This window comes from Variovorax sp. KK3 (assembly GCF_001984055.1).
In the GTDB taxonomy this organism is placed as follows: Bacteria; Pseudomonadota; Gammaproteobacteria; order Burkholderiales; family Burkholderiaceae_C; genus Variovorax.
Map to the genome: position 1 here is coordinate 1 of NZ_LYVO01000191.1, position 694 is coordinate 694.

Genomic DNA, 694 nt, shown 5'->3' on the forward strand with positions numbered 1-694 from the left:
TCGCGTCGCGCTGGATGTGGGTCGCCTGGCCCATCGCATCAGTAATCTTGGCGGGCAGGCCCAGGGCGTCGTACTGGATGGACTTGGCGCCGATGTCGGGGCTGGTCTCGGCCGTGGCGCTGCTCTGGGCATTGCGGGTGTAGCTCGTGGCGACACCCTTGAAGTCATTCGCCTGAGTGACGGCATCGAGGGCGTTGTAGCTCAGTGCTGCCGTGGCGTTGGCGGCGTTGGTGATGGAGGTCACCCGGCGCAGCGGGTCCAGGCCGTACTGGGTGCTCTGGTTCAGGCCGTTGGTGTCGGAGACTTTTTCGCCGTTGGGGTCGTAGCCGAAGGTGTTCGTCTGGTTGGAGCCGTCGGTGCGAGAGGCGACGCGGTTCAGGTTGTTGATGCTGCGCGCGGTGCTCCAGGCGATGGCGCCGGTGCTGTTCCTGACCTGCTCGGCCACCCGGTTGCCCATGGCGTCGAGGGTGAAGACGCCGGACTCGCCGCGGTTGTTGCTCCAGCCCGTGAGGCGGTGAGCCGCGTCGTAGGTGTAGCTGAGGACCAGGCCACCGGGCACGCTCAGGGTGTCGAGCAGGCCGGTGGGGTGGTAGGTGAAGGTGGTGGCCGGCAGGCTGCCGATAGCCCGGGTCAGCAGGCGGTCGCGGGCGTCGTAGGTGAAGGTGGTGACCAGGCCGCTGGGGGAGGTCTGGCT

1 pseudogene is annotated in these 694 nt (G+C 67.7%); it reads right to left on the bottom strand.

Features of this window, described 5'->3' with window-relative positions:
* A pseudogene (locus B0W80_RS34100) lies at positions 1–694 on the bottom strand (hypothetical protein); the annotation flags it as partial.